This window comes from Endozoicomonas atrinae (assembly GCF_001647025.1).
Classification (GTDB): Bacteria; Pseudomonadota; Gammaproteobacteria; order Pseudomonadales; family Endozoicomonadaceae; genus Endozoicomonas; species Endozoicomonas atrinae.
Window position 1 is genome coordinate 22,880 of sequence record NZ_LUKQ02000057.1, and the last position, 6,691, is coordinate 29,570.

Here is a 6,691-nt window from a genome sequence, read left to right on the forward strand (position 1 = left end):
ATTTTCACTGCTTCTGCAATTAAGGTATATTTTCCATCTCGCTTATCCAGCCTACCTTCCACCCTTACCTAATGAGGCAAGACAGTGAGTAACTCTACTGCTCTGGATCACCTGCCCGCATCCAAAGATCTGGCTGCCCTTCAGCAGCAAATGGCGAATACCCACCTGCGTAACCTGTTTGCTGAAGACCCCAACCGGTTTGATCGCTACAGCCTTGAAGCGGCAGGCCTGTTTCTTGATTACTCAAAGCATCTGATTAACGACGATGTACTGGCATCCCTGGTTAACCTGGCTGAGCAGGCGAACCTGACTCATGCTCGAGAAGCCATGTTTGCCGGTGAAAAGATCAATTACACGGAAAAGCGTGCGGTCCTTCATACCGCCCTGAGAAGCTTTGGTAATGCTCCGGTGATGGTGGATGGTGAAGACATCATGCCAATGATCCGTGATACCCGTGCCCGTATGAAGGCCATGACTGAGCAGGTCCACTCTGGCCAGTGGCTGGGTCATACCGGCAAACCGATCAAGCACATCGTCAATATCGGTATTGGTGGTTCTTATCTGGGACTCAAAACCGCTATTAATGCCATGACTCCATACCACGTTAAGGGTTTTGAACACCACTTTGTGGCGAATATTGACCCGAACGAGTTGTCTGAAGTTCTCCGTAAAGTTGACCCGGAAACTACACTGTTTATCGTTGCTTCCAAGTCTTTTGGTACGTTGGAAACCCTGCAGAATGCTCAGGCAGCCAGAGCCTGGATGATTGGAAAAGGCTGTGCCGAGCAGGACATTCGTAAGCACTTTATGGCGATCTCTACCAACTTGAAAGCCATTGACCAGTTTGGTATCGCTCAGGAAAACACGCTTCCGCTGTGGGACTGGGTAGGCGGTCGCTACTCGCTCTGGTCCAGCATTGGCCTGTTGATTTCCATGGTTGTAGGCTACGACAACTTCGAGCGCCTGTTGAAAGGTGCCGAAGCCATGGACCAGCACTTCTGCTCAGCCCCTCTGGCAGAAAACTTGCCGGTGATTGCCGGTCTGCTGGGTGTCTGGTATCAGAACTTCATGGGTGCGGAATCTCATGCAGTCATCTCATATGACTACTTTCTGCGAGATCTTCCGGGCCACCTGCAGCAGGTAGATATGGAAAGTAACGGTAAGCGTACCCGTGAAGATGGCAGCACCGTTCCATACCAGACCGGGTCAGTGATCTGGGGAGGCACGGGCACTAATGATCAACACGCATATCATCAGCTTCTGCACCAGGGTACACGGTTAATTCCAGTGGACTTTATCGCGCCAGCCACAACCCATAATCCGATTGGTGAACAGCACCCATGGCTGTTTACCAATGCATTGGCCCAGAGTCAGGCTATGATGCAGGGAAAAACACTTGAAGAAGTTCGGGATGAACTCACGGCTTCCGGTATGAGCTCTGACGAGGTGGAACGTCTGGCGCCTCACAAAGTGATTCCGGGAAACCGTCCTAACAGTATGATTATTCCTGAGAAGATCACACCGGAAACCACCGGCGCCCTGATTGCCATGTATGAGCATAAAGTCTTCGTACAAGGCACTATCTGGCAGATTAACTCTTTTGATCAATGGGGTGTTGAGCTTGGAAAGGTGCTGGGTGATCGCCTGATCGAGAAAATTCGCTCCCAAGAGGAAACTACCGATCAGGACAGCTCAACCAATGGTCTGATCAAGCGTTTTAAGCAATTTAATCGCTAAAACCTTGTTAGGTGTCCGGAATAATATGATTTCGGATACCTCTTTTTTCTATTGCCGGTAAAACTATTTAAGTATCTGTTTTTAAATAAGTTATTGTTTTTTCTCTTAACTTCCAGATTGACCAGATCTCGTAATATTTGTGCGAACCCTTCAGAAAAATTGGAACTAAGTTGCAAATAATCAGTCCTAATTAGTAATTACATGCAATTAATCTCTTTTCGATTACATGTGACCCAAGAATAACTTATCCATAAAATTTATAATTAACTCATTGAAATTCAAGGAAGAATCTCATGGCTGATATATCTGTACACTTCAAAGCTGCCTGTTCTTATAAGTGGCATAGTGACTCAAAATCCATGCCGCTCTGCAAGGCATTCAAAGCATTTGGTGCTGGTATCAAAGGATGGCGTGGTAAATATAAGGTAGCCATCACGGATCAAACTGTACGTCTGGCCACAGACTACCCCAATTCTTATTTTGCAAGAGAAGCCAGGTCGGAATGTTTACGGTACATCCAGCAGTTAGCTAACCCCCAAACAAATATCATTCCAAGGGATGGCTCAGAACATCCGCCTACATACAGTGTCGTAGCACTAACAGCTCACTCTGAATACAACTTGGATGGGTTCGTGAGGCCAAATGAACAGGGCGAATTTCCACCATTGTATACTCCTGCAGAAGTTCCGACCTATAAACAGGAACGGGATACAAGTTCCCCCCCTAGCTATGAAGATATATTCAGCAACGCTTCATAACCTATGACGTAATGATCAGGAGTGGATTGGGTTAAGAGTATTTCTTCCTGCGGGTGATCAATGTTGGTCATCCGCTATTTTCCACAATAGCAAGATGGCTATCCAATTCTCTGTGTAAAACAATCCTTTCTAAAAATCAGGTATCATGGCATCCATTCACCCTTTGATGATAGAAATAAGTACAACGCCATGATTACACCATCAATCCCACTGACGGATATCCACCGCCACCTGGATGGAAATATTCGACCAGCAACCATTCTTGATCTGGGCAGGAAGAACAACCTTCAGCTACCTGCAGACAATCTGACAGATCTGATTCCCCATGTTCGTGTCATCAGCCAGGAACCTGATCTGGTCAGCTTTTTAAGCAAGCTGGACTGGGGTGTCAAAGTACTTGCTGACTACGATGATTGCCGCCGAATAGCGTATGAAAATGTAGAAGATGCGATGAACGCCCGTATTGATTATACAGAGCTTCGGTTCAGCCCATGGTATATGGCCATGACACACGGCCTTGATCCTGAAGGTGTTGTTGAAGCCGTCATTGATGGAGTTACGGCCGGTAGTCGCGACTTCGGTGTAGCAACAAATCTGATCGGTATTCTAAGCCGTACTTTTGGGCAGGAAGCCTGTCAGAAAGAGCTGGATGCCTGCCTTGCTTTCAAAGACAAGCTGATTGCGATTGATCTTGCAGGTGATGAGCTGGGTAAACCCGGAGAGCTGTTTGTCGACCATTTTCGCCAGGTTCGTGATGCTGGCCTGCAAATTACCGTTCATGCCGGAGAAGCCGCTGGTCCCGAAAGTATGTGGCAGGCAATCAAGGAACTGGGTGCTACCCGGATAGGCCATGGGGTAAAAGCTATCTATGATCCTGAGCTGATGGATTATCTGGCAGAACACAAAATCGGTATTGAGTCCTGTCTGACATCGAATATCCAGACGAATACCTTCCCCGATATTCAGAGCCATCCTCTCAAGCAGTTTCTGGATCATGGCGTGATGGCCACCATCAATACTGACGATCCAGCAGTGGAGGGTATTGAGCTTCCTCATGAATACGAGGTTGCTGCTCCTGCTGCCGGGTTGACTCAGGATGATATCCGCCAGGCACAGGAAAATGGCTTGAGTATCGCTTTTTTATCGGGTGAAGAGAAAGGCGCGTTGAGAGCCAAGGCAAACGATCGTACCTAAGCAGCTGTTCTCGGACAGCCTTCTGGCAGCCTTTATTCAAGGGGCAGGATTGACAAAGACGCCTGCTCCAGTAGCCAGCCGGACTTAACTGACCATCTGGGCGACCCCGTAGCGAGAATAAGTCCGGTTTGAGCCCGTTTCTATGTTGATGAGAAGTGAACAGAGGCTTTATTCAACGAGAATCAGTATAAAAAAATAGCCAAATAGTTTTGCTCAGGCCCCCCCTTTCCGACGAGCCGTTATCCAGCATCCAGCTATTCTGCCGAGTAATTATCAGTAAATAGACATGAGTGGCTTTGTTCAAGCAGAACACCATTCACTCCAGTATGAAAATGATATCAAAGGTCAGAAACGACATTTTCGTGGCAAATAGAGGTTAAACACCTGAAGGTAAGGAAAGGATACAGGTCATGGATTCAGAGCAAATCAAAAAAGATTTAAGCAGTGAAGCGCTTTTCAATATTAATGGCTCATTCCATCCTGAGGGTAACGCTTCATCTGAGCAAGTTACAGACCTCCGTAAACTCAAAGGGCAAGTTGTTGCAGAGCCTTCTGGTAAAGGGGGACTGAAACCCACTGAATATCCCGCTGATCCTTGGGAGCATGACTCTAACGCCATAGAGCATAGGCTTTTTTCTGATATCAATGCACTGAATGCTGTTTCTATCAGCGACAAGATTGAACTCAAGAAAAGCCTGTCAGAGCTTTACAAACAGGCTCATGAGCTGATGACCTGCTATAACCAGAGGATCCAGAGCCTGTTGATGGATGATCGCTTTTTATACCGGCACTCCTCAGAAATCTCAGCTCTCATGATTCGGGGGTTAATGCCACCCTTGGAGAATATAAAAAACCTCGAAAAAGCACTCACGTCAACACGGAAAAAATCTGAAGAAGAGTCTGTCGATCAGCTTCAAAAGTCGGCAGTAGATGAGTTGGCGAAAGTTGAGAAAGTGTTGAAGGACGCCAAAAGTCGCCTAATTAAACATACTAAACCATTAAAGCCAGCACAGTTACTCCAAAAACAGTTGGGTCAACGTCTGGAGCGGGAAGCTGCTGAGCTGCAGCAACAAGTACAGAAAACAGGGGCTTCAGCATCTTTGCATAATATGGCAAGCCCTTCTGATAGGCCACTATCCACGATTAAGGCTGAACCTGCCAGTATTACACCCGTGACACATCATAAGAGCCGGAAGCAGGAGTATTCAGCAGAAGATTTAATATCAAAGCAGCTCAAAGTACTGGCAATAACACTCGATACAGCCAGTCAAGAGGCAGAGAAGAGAACCATCCAGTCTATTATCCGTTACGTGGAATCGGAATATCAGAACTACGCTTCTCTCAGCCCATTTTTGTCAGTGGCTGAACAGAAGTGCGAACTGTTGTCAATGAACCCAGATAAGGCCTGTAAAGCATGCCAGGATGCCATTGCGCTGCTTGGAAGTGTTTCATCCTCCAATAAGCCTGAGCTTTCCCTGGAGGCATTGATTCAAATAGATAAGGCAATTTGCAAACTGGCTTCATTTGATAAAAAATTGCCTGGTGAAGTCTGGCAGCTTTTAACAGAGCTAACGCCTGACCAGAGAGATAGCAGATACCATTTGTTAAACTTGCTGTGCCGTAAGCTTCTTTTGGATGGCCCCACGCCGTTAACACAGAAAGCGGTATTGAATAAATTTAAAGATGTTGGGCAGCTACTGTGCCAGTTTAAAGAAAATGCTGGAGATAAGGTTTTTGATCAGCAGTTTATCAATGCATATGGCCAGATATTCACCTCTCCCACCCACCTGAAAAAAACACTCAATGTGGTTAATAAACCTCATGAGACTCATGCATTACTCCAGATGCTTTCGCGACAGAAAACTGGAGAAGAGGCTCGTCTTGCAGGAATGATTGAGGAGTTCAAAACTATTGGAGACGAACAGCAGCTGGAGAGTCTGGTCTCGGGAGCTGATGCTTTTGACTTCCTCATAACAATAATACCGGACAAGCTGACTTCTGAAATCACCAGTTACCGCCCTTCTGAACCCAGTCAGACTCATAAGCAGTTAACGCACTCGGTGCTCACAAAGTATTCTGAATATCATAAGACGGTAGAGTTAATCCGGAAGCAGGGAGAAAATACTAACAAACAATGCAAAAGCAGCCAGCCTGAACACTCTGAGACTCTCTCCAAATTCAGCAAACAATTGACTGAAACACTGGCTTGCTCAGATAACAGGCAAGATGCCCTATTGAAAGACATTGATACTGAGCTGCAGATAATCAATGCTCAGTCACAGATAAATGCTCAGGCACAGCAATCAATTGCCCAATGCAGGGCACACATTATCAATGCACTCAGGGAGAGGTTTCTGACAAACGACCAGTCCAGCAAGCTCATCAGCTTGTTTCTTGAAGCTCAGACCCAGATAGAGAAGCCCGGTACAGCTCAGACTGTGATCAATAATTTTGATATTCCGGAAGCGCTTGTTAAAGCCATGGCTTCACTTGAACACGGCGCCTCACCAAAGTGGTACAACCAGCTGTTCACGGGTCACCTTCAGGAACAAAGAACGAATACTCTGGGTATAGTGAGTAACATTCTTAACGCCTGTCAGCAAACAAGGGCGGCAACAATGCAAGTGGCCAGTTTTATTGAGGTATCCGTCCTGGAGATTACCAAAGATAATGATGATCCACTGATCAAACAGCTGGGAGCAGAAATGCAGGCTTATGCCAATGGGTTGAAAACCGTTTGATTAATGCATGGCCTCTACTGGTTGGCATATTCTGTAGCCAGCCGGTGTGTGCTATGGGAATGTAATTTAAATTGTGTAAACGCTTGTCGTTAATACTCCAAAATGGAGAATAACAATGAGCGTTGAAATCAACGAAAACTGGTAGATCAAATAGCCAGTCAGATTAAAACTCAGGATGATCTTGCCGACTTCAGCCGTTTACTTATTAAGGCGACTGTTGAACGTGTTATGGCCGCTGAATTGGAAGAGCATCTGGGTTAT

Annotated in this window: 4 protein-coding genes; all 4 read left to right on the forward strand. The window is 46.2% G+C overall.

Annotated features, from left to right (window positions below; genetic code table 11):
* Positions 1–84: 84 nt before the first annotated feature.
* The 4 genes from pgi to AK963_RS10405 all read left to right on the forward strand — a co-directional run bounded on the left by pgi (position 85) and on the right by AK963_RS10405 (position 6,430).
* Positions 85–1,737: a glucose-6-phosphate isomerase gene (gene pgi / locus AK963_RS10390; RefSeq protein WP_066015381.1), complete on the forward strand. Its 1,653-nt coding sequence runs from the start codon at positions 85–87 to the stop codon at positions 1,735–1,737.
* A 293-nt stretch (positions 1,738–2,030) separates the two neighbouring features.
* Entirely contained in the window at positions 2,031–2,495 is a 465-nt protein-coding gene (locus AK963_RS10395) for a hypothetical protein (RefSeq protein WP_066015382.1), read from the forward strand.
* Positions 2,496–2,684: 189 nt separating this feature from the next.
* Positions 2,685–3,689, forward strand: a complete 1,005-nt coding sequence (gene add / locus AK963_RS10400; protein WP_066015383.1) for an adenosine deaminase — start codon at positions 2,685–2,687, stop codon at positions 3,687–3,689.
* Between the two features lie 410 nt (positions 3,690–4,099).
* Positions 4,100–6,430, forward strand: coding sequence for a hypothetical protein (locus AK963_RS10405; protein ID WP_066015384.1), 2,331 nt, complete (start codon positions 4,100–4,102; stop codon positions 6,428–6,430).
* The last annotated feature ends 261 nt before the right edge of the window (positions 6,431–6,691 follow it).